15 protein-coding genes are annotated in these 14,537 nt (G+C 71.0%); 4 read left to right on the top strand and 11 right to left on the bottom strand.

What is annotated here, in order from left to right; all coding sequences use genetic code 11:
- The first annotated feature begins 29 nt into the window (after positions 1-29).
- Complete coding sequence (locus ADK36_RS07485; protein WP_048587073.1) at positions 30-785, top strand: dienelactone hydrolase; 756 nt, start codon at positions 30-32, stop codon at positions 783-785.
- 94 nt (positions 786-879) lie between these two features.
- Here ADK36_RS07485 and ADK36_RS07480 read toward each other — a convergent pair whose 3' ends face one another.
- On the bottom strand, positions 880-1,830 hold the full coding sequence (locus ADK36_RS07480) for a LysR family transcriptional regulator (protein ID WP_048587072.1): 951 nt from the start codon (positions 1,828-1,830) through the stop codon (positions 880-882).
- A gap of 63 nt (positions 1,831-1,893) precedes the next feature.
- Between ADK36_RS07480 and ADK36_RS07475 the strand changes: the two genes are divergently transcribed.
- Positions 1,894-3,168: an MFS transporter gene (locus ADK36_RS07475; RefSeq protein WP_048587071.1), complete on the top strand. Its 1,275-nt coding sequence runs from the start codon at positions 1,894-1,896 to the stop codon at positions 3,166-3,168.
- 129 nt (positions 3,169-3,297) lie between these two features.
- Positions 3,298-4,464, top strand: coding sequence for a DNA polymerase III subunit beta (gene dnaN / locus ADK36_RS07470; RefSeq protein WP_053196802.1), 1,167 nt, complete (start codon positions 3,298-3,300; stop codon positions 4,462-4,464).
- A 54-nt stretch (positions 4,465-4,518) separates the two neighbouring features.
- On the opposite strand, the gene ADK36_RS07465 is transcribed toward dnaN, so the two are convergent.
- The 5 genes from ADK36_RS07465 to afsQ1 all read right to left on the bottom strand — a co-directional run bounded on the left by ADK36_RS07465 (position 4,519) and on the right by afsQ1 (position 8,644).
- Positions 4,519-4,725 (bottom strand): PspC domain-containing protein, encoded by a 207-nt coding sequence (locus ADK36_RS07465; protein WP_048587512.1) that lies wholly within the window; start codon positions 4,723-4,725, stop codon positions 4,519-4,521.
- Between the two features lie 106 nt (positions 4,726-4,831).
- Complete coding sequence (locus ADK36_RS07460) at positions 4,832-5,383, bottom strand: VanZ family protein (RefSeq protein ID WP_048587511.1); 552 nt, start codon at positions 5,381-5,383, stop codon at positions 4,832-4,834.
- Between the two features lie 410 nt (positions 5,384-5,793).
- A complete protein-coding gene (locus ADK36_RS07455; protein ID WP_048587510.1) occupies positions 5,794-6,399 on the bottom strand; it encodes a hypothetical protein in 606 nt (201 codons plus the stop codon).
- The gene (locus ADK36_RS07450; protein WP_048587509.1) at positions 6,396-7,970 is read right to left on the bottom strand and encodes a sensor histidine kinase; all 1,575 of its coding nucleotides are present in this window, start codon (positions 7,968-7,970) and stop codon (positions 6,396-6,398) included. The genes ADK36_RS07455 and ADK36_RS07450 overlap by 4 nt, the downstream gene beginning before the upstream one ends.
- Complete coding sequence (afsQ1, locus tag ADK36_RS07445) at positions 7,967-8,644, bottom strand: two-component system response regulator AfsQ1 (RefSeq protein WP_031477770.1); 678 nt, start codon at positions 8,642-8,644, stop codon at positions 7,967-7,969. Before afsQ1 ends, ADK36_RS07450 begins: the two co-directional genes overlap by 4 nt.
- 266 nt (positions 8,645-8,910) lie before the next feature.
- Here afsQ1 and ADK36_RS07440 point away from each other — a divergent pair, with 266 nt between their 5' ends.
- Complete coding sequence (locus tag ADK36_RS07440; protein WP_048587508.1) at positions 8,911-9,657, top strand: SigE family RNA polymerase sigma factor; 747 nt, start codon at positions 8,911-8,913, stop codon at positions 9,655-9,657.
- A 193-nt stretch (positions 9,658-9,850) separates the two neighbouring features.
- Here the strand turns inward: ADK36_RS07440 and ADK36_RS07435 are convergent, their stop codons facing one another.
- The 5 genes from ADK36_RS07435 to deoC all read right to left on the bottom strand — a co-directional run bounded on the left by ADK36_RS07435 (position 9,851) and on the right by deoC (position 14,453).
- The gene (locus ADK36_RS07435) at positions 9,851-10,201 is read right to left on the bottom strand and encodes a DUF6281 family protein (RefSeq protein WP_048586827.1); all 351 of its coding nucleotides are present in this window, start codon (positions 10,199-10,201) and stop codon (positions 9,851-9,853) included.
- Between the two features lie 59 nt (positions 10,202-10,260).
- Entirely contained in the window at positions 10,261-10,896 is a 636-nt protein-coding gene (locus ADK36_RS07430) for a uridine kinase family protein (protein WP_234329704.1), read from the bottom strand.
- A 207-nt stretch (positions 10,897-11,103) separates the two neighbouring features.
- On the bottom strand, positions 11,104-12,021 hold the full coding sequence (locus tag ADK36_RS07425; protein ID WP_048586829.1) for an aldehyde dehydrogenase family protein: 918 nt from the start codon (positions 12,019-12,021) through the stop codon (positions 11,104-11,106).
- Entirely contained in the window at positions 12,022-13,479 is a 1,458-nt protein-coding gene (locus tag ADK36_RS07420) for an aldehyde dehydrogenase family protein (protein ID WP_048586830.1), read from the bottom strand. It abuts the gene before it with no gap.
- A gap of 5 nt (positions 13,480-13,484) precedes the next feature.
- A complete protein-coding gene (gene deoC, locus ADK36_RS07415) occupies positions 13,485-14,453 on the bottom strand; it encodes a deoxyribose-phosphate aldolase (protein ID WP_048586831.1) in 969 nt (322 codons plus the stop codon).
- Positions 14,454-14,537 lie beyond the last annotated feature (84 nt).

Below are 14,537 nucleotides of genomic sequence, written 5' to 3'. Positions count from 1 at the left end.
TACACCCGCGCTTCTGACACTGTTCTGTCATGGCACAGCAAGCGACGCCGGTGCGCAGGGTCCGGCTGGGCAAGGCGATCGGGCCGGAGCCGACGGCGGTGAGCGGAGTGGTACTTCTGCTTCCCGGAGGTGACGAAGTATCACATCGCAAGCCGGCGACCTTGCTGGCGACCTCCTATGTACGGACCCTCGGGCGCCGTCTGATGCGCACGGGGCGGGCGGAGGGGCTCGTCACGCATGTCGTCCACTACCGCTTTCGCGGGTGGAACGGCAGTGACGCGAACCAGGTGAGCGACGCGTTGTGGGCCGCCGACGAGGTCGTACGGCGCTATGGCGACGTCCCCGTGTGTCTCGCCGGGGTCGACATGGGCGGGCGGGCCGCCCTGCGGGCGGGTGGCCACGAGGCCGTCAACTCCGTGCTGGCGATCGCTCCTTGGCTGCCGGAGGAGGACGTGGCGGCGTCACCCGAACCGGTGAGACAGCTCGGGGGACGGCGGGTGATGATCGTGCACGGCACGAACGACGAGCGGACCGATCCCGAGCTGTCGTTCCGGTTGGCGGCGCGGGCGAAGAAGGCGAACCGGGACGTGTGCCGGTTCGAAGTGCACTCCGACCGGCATGGGTTGCAGCAGCATCGGGACGAAGTCCTTTCGCTGGCCGAGGACTTCGTGATGGGGGTGTTGTTCGGGAGGGCGTTCTCGCGGCCGGTCGCCGACGCGTTCGCGGCGCCGCCTCCCTTGGGGTTGCGGATGCCGTTGGCCTCCGGCTTCGGGCGGAGGCGGTAGCGCCGTTGGGTATCTGTCCCGTTGGCGGCTGCGGGGCGGCGGGGGCTGGTCGCGCCCACGCGGCGGAGCCGCATATCGATCCAGCCCCGCGCCCCTAGGGCAACAGGCTTCCCCTTCTCGAGAGCAGGAACTTCTTGAAGGCCGCCACCGGGGGTGTGTCCGGGCGGTCGGCCAGCCATGCGACGCCGATTTCCCGTGCCGCTCTCGGAGCTGTGACCGTCAGCTCCGCCACTCCCGGGCGGGGCACCGCAGGGGGCGGCAGCAGAGCCACTCCCAGACCGGCCGCCACCAGGCCCCTCAGGGTCTCCGCCTCCTCGCCCTCGAAGGCGATACGGGGCTTGAAGCCTGCTTCCTGGCAGAGGTCGTCGGTGATGCGGCGCATGCCGTAGCCGGGCTCCAGGGTTACGAAGATCTCGTCGGAGGCCTCCGCCAGGCGGATGCGTTTGCGGGAGGCCAGGCGGTGGTCGGCGGGGACGACGAGGCGGAGTTTCTGTTCGTCCAGGCGGCGGGCGACCAGGTCGGGGGCGTCCGGGACCGGGGAGGTGAGGCAGAGGTCCAGCTCGCCCGCGCGCAGGCGTTCGAGCATCGCCTCGCCGTAGTTCTGAACCAGGCTGAAGCGGATGCGTGGGTGGTCGGCGCGGAAGGCGTGCAGGAGGCCCGGGACCGTTTCCGCGCCCATGGTGTGCAGGAAGCCGAAGGCGACCTTGCCGGTGGCCGGGTCGGCGTCGGCGCGGACCTCGTCGGCGGCGCGCGCGATCTCGGCCAGGGCGCGTTCGACCGAGGTGAGGAAGGTGCGGCCGGCGGGGGTCAGGGAGACCGTACGGCCGTGGCGGGCGAACAGGTCGACGCCCAGGTCCTGTTCCAGCCGGACCATGGCCCGCGAGAGCGTGGACTGCGGGACCCGCATCTCCTGGGCGGCCCGGGTGACATGCTCGGTACGGGCCACGCCGGCGAAGTGGGCGAGGCGCGGAGCGAGCAACATCGTCATGTCTTCTGTGTCACTGGATGGTGACAGTCGAGGCTGTGAGCTGTACTGATGCGCCATGGGAACGATTATGGCCAATCCATGCATTGGACGGAACAGTGGGGGCGTACGTAGCTTCGAAGCATGTCTCCCGCCAGTACCGGGGCGTCCACCACCGTGGACGCCGCACCCGCAGTCCCTGTCGTCGACTCCCGCATGGCCCCGGGCGGCCCCGGCTACCGCCGGATGAGCTTCGCCCTCTTCCTCGCCGGCGTCGCGACCTTCGCGCTCCTCTACTCCACACAGGCCCTTCTGCCGCTGATCTCCGGTGAGTTCGGGGTGGCGGCGAGCGAGGCGAGCTGGACGGTGGCGGCCGCGACGGGCGGTCTGGCCCTGTTCGTGCTCCCCATGAGCGCGCTGTCGGAGCGCTTCGGACGCCGTACGGTCATGACGGCCTCGCTGGCGGTCGCGGTGACCGTCGGACTGCTGGTCCCCTTCGCCCCCAACCTGACCGCCCTCGTCGTGCTGCGGGCGGTCCAGGGAGCTGCCCTGGCGGGGCTTCCGGCGTCGGCCACGGCCTATCTGGCCGAGGAAGTCCGGCCGAAGGCGCTGGTCACGGCCATCGGCCTGTTCGTCGCGGGCAACAGCGTCGGCGGCATGAGCGGCCGGGTCATCACCGGCTGGGTCGCGCAGGAGTGGGGCTGGCGGGTCGCCATCGGCGTGATCGGCGTGATCGCGGTCGCGTGCGCCGTGGCCTTCCGGCTGCTACTCCCGGCACCGCGCCACTTCAAGCCGGGCTCGCTGCGGCCGCGCGTCCTCGCGCGTACGGTGCGTGACCACCTCGCCAACCCGCTGCTGTGCCGCCTCTACGCCATCGGCGCCCTGTTCATGACGATCTTCGGCGGCGTGTACACGGTGATCGGCTACCGCCTCACGGAGGCGCCGTTCTCGCTGCCGCAGGGCGTCATCGGCTCGGTCTTCCTGGTGTACCTGGTCGGTACGGTGTCGGCCTCGACGGCGGGACGCCTGGTGGGCCGGCTGGGGCGCAGGGGCGCGCTGTACGCGGCGGGCGGCACCACGGCCGCGGGTCTGCTGCTGTCCCTGGCGGGCTCGCTCCCGCTGGTCCTGCTCGGCCTGGTCCTGATCACCGGCGGCTTCTTCGCGGGGCACGCGGTGGCGTCCTCGGCGGTCAGCAAGACGGCCACACAGGGCCGCGCCCAGGCTTCGGCGCTGTACCAGTCCGCCTACTACATCGGCTCCAGCGCGGGCAGCACGGTCGGCGCCGTCGCCTTCCACGCGGGCGGCTGGGCCGGGACGGTCGGGGTCGGCCTGCTGGCGGTGCTCGGCGTCGTGACGATCACCGTGTTCGGGACGCGGGCGGCGCGGCTCCAGCGGCAGCAGTTGGCTACGGCTGCCTGAGCCGGTCGTGGCCGGCCATGCGGGTGGTGATCGGTCGTAGGGCTTGTTTCCCCTGGTCGGGGCCGGTTGTCAGTGGCTGCGGATAGCCTCCGCGAGCATTGATGACCGGGTCCGGGCAGGGGGATTTTCATGGAGTTCAGGATCGAACGCGCCGCCTTCGCCGAGGCCGTCGGCTGGGCGGGGCGCGCCCTGCCCTCGCGTACGCCGGTGCCGGTGCTGGGCGGTCTGCTGCTGGCGGCGGGCGCGGGGCGGCTCACCGCGTCCGGGTTCGACTTCGAGGCGGCGGCGCGGACCGAGGTGGACGCCGAGACCGGGGCGGCCGGTGAGGTGCTCGTACCGGGGCGCCGGCTGCTGGACATCTGCCGGGTGCTGCCGGACGGGCCGGTGAGCTGCTCCCTGGAGGGCACGCGGTTCACGGTGGCGGCCGGCGGCACCGAGTTCGGGCTGTCCACGCTGCCGCGCGAGGAGTACCCGGCTCTGCCGCCACAGCCCGCCCCCTACGGCAGTGTGGACGCCGCCGCCTTCGCCACGGCCGTCGGGCAGGTGGCCGTCGCGGCCGGGCGGGACGACACGCTGCCGGTGTTGACCGGAGTCCAGCTGCGCCTGGACGGCGACTCGATGACTCTGTCGGCTTCGGATCGGTATCGCTACGCCGTGCGACGGGTGGGGTGGAAGCCGGAGGGAGGGGGCGGGGAGGGCCTTGCCGACGGTGCTGGGGGTGCCGGCGGTGTCGTGGAGGCGCTCGTGCCGGCTCGGCGGTTGCTCGACGCCGCGCGGTCGCTGGCGCGGTGCGGGGGCGTGCGGGTCGGGCTGGAGACGGCGGCGGGTGGCGGGCTGGTCGGCTTCGAGGGCGGGGGCATGCGGAGCGTCGTCCGGCTACTGGACGGGCGGCTGCCGGCGTACGGGTCGTTGTTCGACATGGCCGGGGCGGCCGTCGCCGAGGTGGAGTGCGGGGTGTTCGCGGAGGCCGTGCGGAGGGTGGCCGTGGTGGCCGAGGCGAGCAGTCCGGTGCGGTTGGACTTCTCGGCCGAGGGATCGGTGCTGCTACGGGCCGGGTACGGGGACGACGTGGCCGCGCAGCGGTTGCCCGCCGTGCTCAGCGGTGCGGAGGAGGTCACCGTGGCGTTCAATCCGGCGTATCTGCTGGACGCGCTGAACTCCTTCGCGGCGGACCGGCTGCGGCTGGAGATGGTCGGGGCGGGGCAGCGGGTGCTGTTGAGCGGGGTGGAGGAGGAGGGCGGTGGGCCGGGGGAGGCGCATCGGCATCTGCTCATGTCCGTGAAGCAGTTGGTCTGACAGACGCGAGTGCGCCCCGCCGGGGGGATGGCGGGGCGCACTGGATTTGTTGGGTTACCAGGCTGTGCGCGTCTTCGCCTTGTCCTCGGAGGGCAGCAGGATCCAGAGGGCTATGTAGAGGAGAAACTGCGGTCCGGGGAGCAGGCAGGAGATCAGGAAGATCACGCGCATGGTCGTCGCGGAGGTGCCGAAGCGCCGTGCCAGCGCGGCGCACACTCCGCCGATCATGCGGCCGTGGGTGGGTCGGGCGAGCGCGGTCATGGTGCGGCTCCTTCGCGAGCGTCGGTCGACCCCTCTTGTGGGGCCTCGTGAGGGGTTTCCTCAACTGACATCCACGCTACGGCGACGAACCGGGCAAAGCGTCACTCTATGGAGCTATCCCGACCCTGGGAATCGTCGGGGTCCGACCCTGAGAGAGCTCCTCCTGGGGGACGGTCGCCCGGTGTGCTCGCTCCGACCTGCGGCGGAGCCGGGCGCGGGCCGCGGGGACGACCGTGGCGTGCGCCAGGCCCACGCCCACCGTGTTCAGCAGCAGTGAGTCGACGTCGACGATCTGGCCCGGTACGCCGGTCTGCAACAGCTCGATGCCCAGCGAGATCAGGGCGCCGGCGGCGACCGTACGGACCAGGGAGCCGAGCGGGGAGACGCTGATCCTTCCGTGTGCCATCGGGATCAGCACTCCCAGCGGTGCGAGCAGCGCGAGTCCTTCGACGAGGTGCCGGGCGGCCTCCTGCCAGCCCAGCGCCAGGTCGGCTCTGATGCCGGCGAACGGCCTGAGGTTGGCCGGCATCACCCAGGGGACGTCCAGGGGGCGCAGCGTGAGCCAGGCGACGAACGCGAGGTGCGCGACCAGGAGGACACCCCCCGTCGCACGGATGCGGATCGCGGCGCTGCCGCCGATGGAGCCTTGACGCTGCACGCCCCCCTAGACGCGCCCCCCGGCAGGATCGGTTCCGGGGTGGGGCGCAATGGGGTGAGGCGTCCGCCACAGCGGCCTCCGGCGGTTGGGCGGGTGGGGTGCCTGCGGCGGCCTGCTGCCGGTCGGTGGGGGTGCGCGCCACGCCGCTGCGGCGGCTCGTTGCGGTGGGTGGGCGTTCGCGTCTGTGCCTGCGGCGCCTGTGCGGCTTCGGCGGGGGTTCGCGTAGCGCCTGCGGGTTCGTCGTGGGGCGGGGCCGCGTCGGGGGGTGTCCGTCCTCGGTCCGGTGGCTGGTGTACTGCCAGGAGGTCCTGTTACTTGACACCGGACTCTGCGGGCGGACACCCCCCGACGCGCCCCCTCGCCGCCGTACGCGGCTGCGGGCTCGTGGGGGTACGCCCCGTGGTGTGGTTTCAGCCGTCCGATACGTCCGTGGACGGGGGCTCGTTGCTGCCCGGTCGGGTGCGGACCTCGTCTGTGCACTCGTAGCGGCGTGGTGGGTCGTTGGACGGGCCGCCAAGGATGACCGAGCCGTCGCCCTCCGCGGCTGTCGAGTCGGAGAAGGTGCAGACGATCTGGGCGAGGGCGTACGACGTGAGGTCGTCGGGCGGGGTGCTCAGGCGCAGGGTCTCGTCGGGGTCGTTGCGGCGTGGGCCGGTCACGCCCATCGCGCCGCGGACGTCTGTGGTGTAGCCGGCCTCTTTCTCGGCCGTCGACGGGGTCGCCTCCAGCTCGTCGAGCAGGCCCTGGGCCACGAGGACGCGGCGTGCCGAGTCCGCCGTGCCGTCGGGGACGCGCACGGTGCGGTCGACCGCCACGAGTTGGGAGCCGCACAGGAGGAAGACCTGGACCGGGAGGCCGCGCGCGGCCTGCGTCGAGACGTCGGGTTCGGAGAGGGAGCAGTGCACGCGCGAGGGGGCGGGGCCGAAGTTGGTCGGTACTTCCGTGGATCGGATGCCGCATCCGGCCAGGAGCGCGGCGCCCGTCAGGGAGAGTGCCAGCAGGCCGCGTACGTTCATCGGGCGTCCCCCTTCTTGGGGCCGTCGGCGCCCTGGCCGTTGGTCTGTTCCGCCAGTTCCGAGGCGTCCTGGGGCAGGCGCAGGGTGAACACCGCGCCTCCCTCGGGGGAGTTGGCGGCGGTGATCTCGCCGCCGTGGATGTGGGCGTTCTCCAAGGCGATGGACAGGCCCAGGCCGCTGCCCTCGGAGCGGGGGCGGGAGGCGCTGGCCTTGTAGAAGCGGTCGAAGACGTGGGGGAGTACGTCCTCGGGGATGCCGGGGCCGTGGTCCTGGACCGTGATGGTCACCGAGTCCTCCGCCGCCCGGACCGAGACCCGGACCGGGGAGCCGCCGTGCTTGAGGGCGTTGCCGATGAGGTTGGCCAGGATGACGTCCAGGCGGCGGGGGTCCAGGCGGGCCATGATCCCGCGCTCGGCGTCGAGGTCCACCGCGTCCAGCCAGGCCCGGGCGTCGATGCAGGCGGTGATCTGGTCGGCGACGTCGACGTGGTCGAGGACGAGGCGTGCGGTGCCCGCGTCGAAGCGGGTGACCTCCATCAGGTTCTCGACCAGGTCGTTGAGTCGGCGGGTCTCGCTGACGACGAGGCGTACGGCGGGTTCGATCATCGGGTCCATGGATCCGGTGTCCGCCTCCAGCTCCTCCTCCAGGACCTCGGTGACGGCGGTGATCGCGGTGAGCGGGGTGCGCAGTTCGTGGGACATGTCGGCCACGAAGCGCCGGGACGCCTCGTCGCGTGAGGCCATGTCGGCGACGCGCTTCTCCAGTGCCTCGGCGGCGTTGTTGAAGGTGCGGGAGAGGTCGGCCAGTTCGTCCGTGCCGGAGACTCTCAGGCGTGTGTCCAGCTTGCCTTCGCCCAGGCGGCGGGCGGCCACGCCGAGCCGTTGCACCGGCTTCAGTACGGTCGTGGCGGCGGCCTGCGCGAGCAGTGCGGAGCCGATCAGCGCGAGGCCCGTGGCGATGCCGAGAGACCAGGACAGGGAGTTGAGGTCCTTGGCCTCCTGCTCAAGGGACTTCATCATGTAGCCGGTCGGCCCGCCACCGATCACCTTCGTACCGGCGATCAGGTATGGGGTGTCGTCCTCCACCACTCGCTGCCAGTACAGGTGGTACTCGGCCTTGTTGGAGGAGTTGACCTGTTGTTTCTCGTTCACGGCCGTGCGCAGGGATTTCGGCACGTCGGCGAGGGTGAAGCCGTCCAGGCCGCCGGAACTGCCGTACGCGGGCGTGCCGTCGGCGTCCTGGGCGACCAGCAGGACGGAGAAACGCTGGCTGCTGTTGGCCATCTGGCCGGCGGTGTGCTGGAGCTCGTCCTGCGTCGGCTCCTCGGGCAGCAGGCCCGCGCGGTTCTGCATCTCCTGCTCGAAGTCGCGCAGCACCGCGTCCTGGGTGCGGGTGAGCACCGCCTCGCGGTTGAGCCAGTAGGCGATCCCGGACGCGGACACGGCGGCCGTGAGCGCCACCAGGCCGAAGACGACCACCAGGCGCAGTCGAAGACTGGTGAAGCGCAGCCGTGACCACACTCCCTTGCGAGCCGCGAGCCAGCCGCGGAAACCCCCCTGTGCCTTTGTCACTGAGGCGCGTCCAGGCGGTAGCCGACACCACGGACGGTACGGATGAGGGTGGGGGACGACGGGACGTCCTCGACCTTGGCGCGCAGGCGCTGGACGCAGGCGTCGACGAGGCGTGAGTCGCCGAGGTAGTCGTGCTCCCAGACGAGGCGCAGGAGTTGCTGACGGGACAGGGCCTGGCCCGGCCGGCGGCTCAGTTCGAGGAGCAGGCGCAGCTCGGTCGGGGTGAGCTGGAGGTCCTCGCCGTTCTTCGTCACGGTCATCGCGGCACGGTCGATGACGAGGCTGCCGTAGGTCGCCGCGTCGTTCGACTCGCGCTCGCCGCGGCGCAGCACGGCACGGATCCGGGCGTCGAGGACCCGCCCCTGGACGGGTTTGACGACATAGTCGTCGGCACCGGACTCCAGTCCGACCACGACGTCGATGTCGTCGCTGCGCGCGGTCAGCAGAATGATCGGCAGCTGGTCCGTGCGCCGGATGCGCCGGCACACCTCGAACCCGTCGATGCCGGGCAGCATCACGTCCAGCACGATCAGGTCCGGCCGCTGCTCACGCAGCAGCTTCAGGCCGTCCTCGCCGGTGGCAGCCGTGGCCACACGGTGTCCCTGGCGCGTCAGTGAGAGCTCCAGGGCCGTGCGGATGGCGTCGTCGTCCTCGATCAGCAACAGGGAAGGCACGGGGCTCATTCTGGCCCATGCGGGCCTGGTCTTTCGACACCTGTACGAGCAGTACGCATACGCGCACGTAGCGCTCATGCCTGTGTGCGGGCTGTCGCGCGCCTGGGGGCGGCCTACGAGACAGGCCCCTGTGACAGGTCTGTGACAGTCGGCGGACACGTCCATGAAGGTGCCCGGGCAAGCTTTTCGGCACAGGCAGGACAGCAAGTCGCACCACAGCAAGACGAACGAGCAGAACACCGGAAGTCCACGACGGGGGGCGCGAGATGAACACGCTGCACGGCACCAGCAACAGCGCAGTGATCACGCGTCTGCACGACGTGAACGGGGGCCGGGGTTCCGAGAGGTCCGGTGCCGTGAGCGGGCGGGGGTGCGCTCGCGGCGCCGGGCGTCAGCACACCGCGTACATGACGGTGGTTGACGGTTTCACAGGGGAAACGCACGGGGGATCCGCGTACAGGGAGGACTCGGGGGAGCGTCGTCGCTCGCTGTCGGAGGCGGAGTTCACCGCCTACGTCCAGGAGCGCCGCGCCTCCCTGTACGCAACCGCCTACCACCTGACCGGTGACCGATTCGAGGCCGAGGACCTGCTCCAGAGCGCGCTGTTCTCGACGTACAAGGCATGGGACCGGATCAGTGACAAGGCCGCTGTGGGTGGCTACCTGCGGCGGACCATGACCAACCTGCACATCAGCGCGTGGCGCCGCCGCAAGCTGAACGAGTACCCGACCGAGGAGCTGCCGGAGACGCCCGGCGACATGGACGCGATGCGCGGCACGGAGCTGCGCGCGGTCCTGTGGCAGGCGCTCGCCCGCCTCCCCGAACTCCAGCGGACGATGCTGGTCCTCCGTTACTACGAGGGCCGCACCGACCCGGAGATCGCGGAGATCCTCGACATCAGTGTCGGCACGGTGAAGTCGAGCATCTGGCGGTCGCTCCGCCGGCTGCGCGAGGACGAGGTCCTCAGCTTCGGCCGTGACGAGGAGGACGCCTTCGGGGAGCTCGTCGCCTGAAGGTCCGGGGGGACCGCATCCGGGGGGATGCAACGGGGGAGCGGTAAGAAGTGGGGGGACCCACGGGGCCGGGGGGCCCACGGGGGACCAACGGGGGAAACGGGGGGTGCTCCACCACGGGGGAAGCGGTGGAGCACAACGACAGCGGGGCTGGAGGGCCGGGGGGTCCGTCCAGTCCCGCTTCGCTGTGCGGTCAGCGGACTCTCATGAGGGCCGCTTCGGCGGGCGTGTCGCCCACGGCGACGGCGACGGCCGGGTCCGTTCCCTCGACCTCGTACGCCGTGATCCTGCGCTCGGGCACGGTGTCCCCGGCATCGTTCGGGGTGTCGTCGCACGCCGGGATCGTGGCGGTGCCCAGCTTCTCGCCGACGGTGAAGTCGACGTTCGCGACATCCAGGTAGGTGCGGCCGTCGTAGGTGACCAGGTACGCACACGACGCCGCGGCCGAACCGCCCGTACCGCCCGGCTCCGCGCAGCCGACAGCCGCCGCGAGGAGCAGGGACGCCGTGATCAGCCGTCGGCCGGCCTGGAGAGCAGTCGTCATCGGCTTCCTTTCCACGGGACCGTTTCGCGGTCCTACGACGGAGAGGGCGCCGTCTTCGTTCAGCCGGCCGGTGTCGCCGCCGGGCGGCGGCCCGCGGCGGCCGCGGTGAGGCGGCCGAGGGCCTCGTCGCGGTCGCAGGCGTGGGCGCCCAGGGACGTCTGGTGGGCGATGATCGACTGCTCCAGGCGCATCAGGCGCCAGCCGCGGCGCAGCAGGAAGGGCACCGACTTGCGGCCCTCCTTCAGGTCGCGCAGGAAGCGGCGGCGGAAGGTCGTCACCGGGCCGCGGCTCAGGCAGAGCGCGTCGGCCAGCACACCGAGTTCCCGGCAGCGCGAGACGATCTCGGCCGCGAAGATGCCCTCCGCGATGAACAGTGGCGTCCGCCCGATCTCGACGGTCTCCTCGCCGGTGCGGGCGCTCAGCGAGATGTCGTACAGCGGGACGTTCGTACGGCCCGTGCGGCACAGGTCGGTGATCGCCGCTATCGCCGTGTCGGCGTCCCACGAGTCGGGGTGGTCCCAGTCGATGTCGGCGCTCCCGGGGACCTGCGGCAGGGTCGGGTCGTCGGCCTCTTTGTAGAAGTCGTCGAGCCGCAGGACCGGAAGACCGGAACGGGCCGCGAGAAGGGACTTGCCGGAGCCGGAAGGGCCGCAGAGCAGCACGACTCGCGTCGGTATGGGCGGATGGGAACTCACGGGACACCAGTGTGAGGCATGGGCCGGGCCGGGAACGACCCGGTGGACGGAGATTGAAGCGTGCGTCACATTCTGACCACCGTGAAGCAGCCTGTTGGGCGTGCTCGTGACGGACCCGCGGCGAGTGGCCGAGGAAGCGGCAGAGGAAGAGGGCCGTGTCTCCTCCGGACGGAGAGGAGGCACGGCCCTCTGGTCTGTGGGCCGGTGTCAGTAGGACGAGCCGGACGCGCCCAGCGAACCCGTCGGGTGCCAGACCGTCTTCGTCTCCAGGAACGCCGTCATGCGGTCGATGCCGGGAGCCGCCGAATAATCCACAGGCTGTGGACGCAGGACGCGCTTCAGGTTGTCCGCCGCGGCGATCTCCAGCTCCTTCGCCAGGACGTCGTCGGCGCCGGCCAGGTCGATCGCGTTGACGTCCTGGTGCGCGGCCAGCGGCGTCGCGATCTCCGCCGTACGGCCGGACAGGACGTTGACGACGCCGCCGGGCAGGTCGGAGGTGGCCAGGACCTCGCCGAGGGAGAGGGCGGGGAGCGGGGACCTCTCGGAGGCGATCACGATCGCCGTGTTGCCCGTGGCGATCACCGGCGCCAGCACCGAGACCAGGCCCAGGAAGGACGACTCCTGCGGGGCCAGGACCGCCACCACGCCCGTCGGCTCGGGGGAGGAGAGGTTGAAGTACGGGCCCGCGACCGGGTTTCCGCCGCCGACCACCTGGGCGATCTTGTCGGTCCAGCCCGCGTACCAGACCCAGCGGTCGATCGCCGCGTCGACCTGCGCCGCCGCCTTCGCCTTCGACAGGCCCTCGGCGTCGGCGACTTCACGGACGTACTGCTCGCGGCGGCCCTCCAGCATCTCGGCGACGCGGTAGAGGATCTGGCCCCGGTTGTACGCCGTGGCGCCGGACCACCCGCCGAATGCCTTGCGCGCGGCGACCACCGCGTCACGGGCGTCCTTGCGGGAGGAGAGGGGCGCGTTGGCCAGCCAGTTGCCCTTCGAGTCGGTCACTTCGTACACCCGGCCGCTTTCGGAGCGGGGGAACTTGCCCCCGACGTACAGCTTGTAGGTCTTGAAGACGGAGAGCCGCTCGGCGTGCTCGGTCTTGTCGTTCTTGTCAACTGCGCTCATTTATCGCTCGCCCTCCGGGCTCGACGGGGCGAGGTACGCCTCCAGGCCGTGGCGGCCGCCCTCGCGGCCGAAGCCCGACTCCTTGTAGCCGCCGAACGGCGAGGTCGGGTCGAACTTGTTGAACGTGTTGGACCAGACGACGCCCGCACGGAGCTTGTTCGCCACGGCGAGGATCCGCGACCCCTTCTCCGTCCAGATGCCCGCCGACAGGCCGTACGCGGTGTTGTTGGCCTTGGCGACGGCCTCGTCCGGGGTGCGGAAGGTGAGGACCGACAGGACCGGGCCGAAGATCTCGTCACGGGCGACGGTGTGCGCCTGGGTGACGTTCGTGAAGAGCGTCGGGGCGAACCAGTAGCCGGCGGTCGGGATCTCGCACGCCGGGGACCAGCGCTCGGCGCCCTCCGCCTCGCCCTGCTCGACGAGGGAGGTGATGCGGGTGAGCTGTTCCTCGGAGTTGATCGCGCCGATGTCGGTGTTCTTGTCGAGCGGGTCGCCGAGGCGCAGGGTCGACAGGCGGCGCTTCAGGGAGTCCAGCAGCTCGTCCTGGATCGACTCCTGGACGAGGAGGCGGCTGCCCGCGCAGCAGACCTGGCCCTGGTTGAAGAAGATCCCGTTGACGATCCCCTCCACCGCCTGGTCGATCGGGGCGTCGTCGAAGACGATGTTGGCGCCCTTGCCGCCGAGTTCGAGCGTGACCTTCTTGCGGGTGCCGGCGACGGTCCGGGCGATCTCCTTGCCGACGGCCGTGGAGCCGGTGAAGGCGACCTTGTTCACGTCCGGGTGCGCGACGACCGCGGCGCCCGCGTCGCCGTATCCGGGAAGGATGTTGACGACGCCCTTGGGCAGGCCCGCCTGGCGGCAGATGTCCGCGAAGAACAGGGCCGAGAGGGGGGTCGTCTCCGCCGGTTTCAGCACGACCGTGTTGCCGGTCGCGAGCGCCGGGGCGATCTTCCAGGCCAGCATCAGCAGCGGGAAGTTCCAGGGGATGACCTGGCCCGCGACGCCCAGCGGCCGGGGGCTGGCGCCGAAGCCGGCGTGCTCCAGCTTGTCGGCCCAGCCCGCGTAATAGAAGAAGTGCGCGGCGACCAGGGGAAGGTCGGCGTCGCGGGTCTCCTTGATCGGCTTGCCGTTGTCCAGGGTTTCCAGGACGGCGAGCTCACGGGCCCGCTCCTGGATGATCCGGGCGATGCGGAACAGGTACTTCGCGCGCTCGGAGCCGGGCAGCGCCGACCACTTCTCGAACGCCTTGCGGGCGGCCTTCACCGCGCGGTCCACGTCCGCCTCGCCGGCCTGGGCGATCTCGGCGAGGACCTCCTCGGTGGACGGGGAGACGGTCTTGAAGACCTTGCCGTCCGCCGCCTCGACGAACTCGCCGTCGATGAACAGGCCGTACGAGGGCGCGATGTCGACGATCGAGCGGGACTCGGGGGCCGGTGCGTATTCGAATACCGATGCCATGGTGATCAGTCCACCGTCACGTAGTCGGGGCCGGAGTAGCGGCCGGTGGCCAGCTTCTGACGCTGCATCAGCAGGTCGTTCAGGAGCGAGGAGGCGCCGAAGCGGAACCAGTGGTTGTCCAGCCAGTCCTCGCCCACGGTCTCGTTGACCAGGACGAGGAACTTGACGGCGTCCTTGGTCGTCCTGATGCCGCCGGCCGGCTTCACGCCGACCTGGATGCCGGTCTGGGTACGGAAGTCGCGTACCGCTTCCAGCATAAGGAGGGTGTTCGCGGGAGTGGCGTTCACGGCGACCTTGCCGGTGGACGTCTTGATGAAGTCCGCGCCCGCCAGCATGCCGAGCCAGCTGGCACGGCGGATGTTGTCGTACGTCGACAGTTCGCCGGTCTCGAAGATGACCTTGAGGCGGGCGCTCGTCCCGCAGGCCGACTTCACGGCGACGATCTCGTCGTACACCTTCATGTAGTTGCCCGCGAGGAACGCCCCGCGGTCGATGACCATGTCGATCTCGTCGGCGCCCGCCGCCACGGCGTCGCGCACGTCCGCCAGCTTGACGGCGAGCGCGGCGCGGCCCGCCGGGAAGGCGGTGGCGACCGAGGCGACCTTCACGGTCGACCCGGCGACGGCCTCCTTGGCGGTGGCCACCATGTCGGGATAGACACAGACGGCCGCGGTCGCCGGGGTCGTCCGGTCGGTGGGGTCGGGGTGGACCGCCTTGACGCCGAGCGCCCGGACCTTGCCCGGGGTGTCCGCGCCTTCCAGCGTCGTCAGGTCGACCATCGAGATGGCGAGGTCGATGGCGTACGCCTTGGCGGTCGTCTTGATGGAACGGGTACCGAGGGACGCCGCACGCCCCTCCAGGCCGACCGCGTCGACACCGGGCAGCCCGTGGAGGAAGCGGCGCAGCGTGCTGTCGGACGCGGTGACGTCCGTGAGGGCGTGTGCTGCGGCAGATGCATTGGTGGGCATGGTCACCAGACGAGCATATCTACGCGCGTAGCGGCTGTACAGGCCCGGATGCTCATCTTGTGCGGGGGTGGTGCGTATGAGCGCCGTCCG

It is taken from the genome of Streptomyces viridochromogenes (genome assembly GCF_001270495.1).
GTDB lineage: Bacteria > Actinomycetota > Actinomycetes > Streptomycetales > Streptomycetaceae > Streptomyces > Streptomyces viridochromogenes_A.
The sequence above is the reverse complement of the archived record's forward strand: the minus strand, read 5'-3'. Positions and strand labels throughout refer to the sequence as shown.

Bases quoted from the DNA above. Each gene is read 5' to 3' on its own strand.
- ADK36_RS07425 (WP_048586829.1), bottom strand. From the start codon at position 12,021: ATGAGCGCAGTTGACAAGAACGACAAGACCGAGCACGCCGAGCGGCTC.
- ADK36_RS07420 (WP_048586830.1), bottom strand. From the start codon at position 13,479: ATGGCATCGGTATTCGAATACGCACCGGCCCCCGAGTCCCGCTCGATC.
- dnaN (WP_053196802.1), top strand. From the start codon at position 3,298: ATGGAGTTCAGGATCGAACGCGCCGCCTTCGCCGAGGCCGTCGGCTGG.
- ADK36_RS07465 (WP_048587512.1), bottom strand. From the start codon at position 4,725: ATGACCGCGCTCGCCCGACCCACCCACGGCCGCATGATCGGCGGAGTG.
- ADK36_RS07485 (WP_048587073.1), top strand. From the start codon at position 30: ATGGCACAGCAAGCGACGCCGGTGCGCAGGGTCCGGCTGGGCAAGGCG.
- ADK36_RS07435 (WP_048586827.1), bottom strand. From the start codon at position 10,201: ATGACGACTGCTCTCCAGGCCGGCCGACGGCTGATCACGGCGTCCCTG.
- ADK36_RS07475 (WP_048587071.1), top strand. From the start codon at position 1,894: ATGTCTCCCGCCAGTACCGGGGCGTCCACCACCGTGGACGCCGCACCC.
- ADK36_RS07480 (WP_048587072.1), bottom strand. From the start codon at position 1,830: ATGGCGCATCAGTACAGCTCACAGCCTCGACTGTCACCATCCAGTGAC.
- ADK36_RS07440 (WP_048587508.1), top strand. From the start codon at position 8,911: ATGAACACGCTGCACGGCACCAGCAACAGCGCAGTGATCACGCGTCTG.
- ADK36_RS07455 (WP_048587510.1), bottom strand. From the start codon at position 6,399: ATGAACGTACGCGGCCTGCTGGCACTCTCCCTGACGGGCGCCGCGCTC.